This window comes from Bartonella sp. AA86SXKL, assembly GCF_042196885.1.
In genome coordinates this window covers 1-1,600 of the sequence record NZ_JBHIRE010000077.1, presented here as the reverse complement: position 1 = coordinate 1,600, position 1,600 = coordinate 1, and the positions used below count along the sequence as shown (strand labels likewise).

Below are 1,600 nucleotides of genomic sequence, written 5' to 3'. Positions count from 1 at the left end.
CTTACTGATACAACTGGACAGAGGGCGATGGGGCAAGATGCTGGACAAATCATTGGCTCTCTCAACCGCAACACCGCTACAGCCCACCAGGCAGTAGGACAGCTAGATGTCGCACCGCTTGAGGGAGCAGTGCATGATCGCGTAGATATGATCAATGATTTATCGGATGAAGGATTGGGATACCTTGATAAAATACGCGAAGTCGCAAATGTTAAAGAGCATCCAGTAGGTGAGATTTTGCATGATGAAAATGGCAATGTCCTCTATTTAACCGATGAAAATGGAAAACCTATAAAAGGCAATGATGGAAAAAATATTACTCTGTATCGCTATTTAAAACCAGGAGAAGAAAATCATTTACAAAAAGGCTCTGATGGCAACAGGCGTATGTTCTATAATGGTATTTCTAATTCATCTGATGAAGCAGCCCGTAATGCCGTCAAAATGGCTGATAATGCGCATGAACCCCTTTATTTTACCTACCACCCCCAAGCTAAAGATAAGCTAGTAGAGTTCGGGGTAGCAATTTATGAGTATTTTGGGGGATGGAGTAATTCGACCAAGAAATTCCAAGATTTTGCCTCTCGTTATGGTAATGATGGGGCGATTGTTAGTGCGCATAGTCGTGGTAGCTTAACAGTAGGCAATGGACTACGTGACTTTGAAAAGCGCGGCATCCACGGTATAGCAGAAAAAACAGATATTTATCTTTATGGACCAGCGGATCATGCTCAATCGATAGCGAATGCATTATATGTCGTAAGCGATGGCAAAAATGATCATGTTTACTTACAAAGCCATGCATCTGACCCCATTAGTACGTTGTTTGGTTACAATGCACCTACTTTTTATAAAGTACCTTTAAATCTAGATGTTTCACTTTTGGAGAAAGGTATAAAAAATCCTTTATATATGACGCTGTTTGCAGGAAAAAGTTTATTGACTACAGCAACCTCTCCATTGATAGAGGGAGGGAGGGCGTTAGGCGGTTATGATCCTAGTCCCCATAATTGTTATGGTGATGCAAGTAAAGCGTGTATAACTAATTATGGAACATCTCCTACTAAACAAATTCATTCAATTTATTCGACTTTAGATCATTTATGGAAGAAAAAATGAGACAAATTTTGAAATTATTGAGTGGTATAGTCCTATTAAGTGTAGCTGGATGTGACATTGAAAACATTGATAAGCCTCCTCCAGAGTATGTGAGTATGTGGGAGAAGGTAGGTGCAGATTCTACTGAAGTAGGAAAAGCCTTGTTAGAATGCGGAATGCCAAGCATTTTTGATATTGATTCAGAAAACAGAAAGCTTAGTATTAATGAGGATGCAACAATTTATGCTTGCATGGTTCAATCAGGATTCCATTATAAAGGGAGAGGAAACTGGTGTTATACATTTAGAGAAGAAAACCTTCCCATTTGTCAGCCTGGTGCTGTCATTCCGAAGAGAAGTGTCGAAAAGCGCTTAAACAGCCCGTTTTGTAAAAGAAGTCCAGTACAACCTGAATGCAAGCCTTAAGTGATGATCAACAATCCGCCATCCTTGCCTTCGCTTGGAATGGTGGGATTGTTTTCTCAACCAATCATCTCAATATT

The 1,600-nt window shown here is 40.0% G+C and carries 1 protein-coding gene and 1 pseudogene; both read left to right on the top strand.

Annotated elements, in window-relative coordinates; all coding sequences use genetic code 11:
* Nucleotides 1-1,119: pseudogene (locus ACFIO5_RS09825) on the top strand (hemagglutinin repeat-containing protein); the annotation flags it as partial.
* Entirely contained in the window at nt 1,116-1,523 is a 408-nt protein-coding gene (locus ACFIO5_RS09820; protein ID WP_041581383.1) for a hypothetical protein, read from the top strand. The pseudogene ACFIO5_RS09825 and the gene ACFIO5_RS09820, both read left to right, overlap by 4 nt.
* Nucleotides 1,524-1,600 lie beyond the last annotated feature (77 nt).

Coding starts and splice junctions, on each gene's coding strand:
- ACFIO5_RS09820 (WP_041581383.1), top strand. CDS start 1,116: ATGAGACAAATTTTGAAATTATTGAGTGGTATAGTCCTATTAAGTGTA.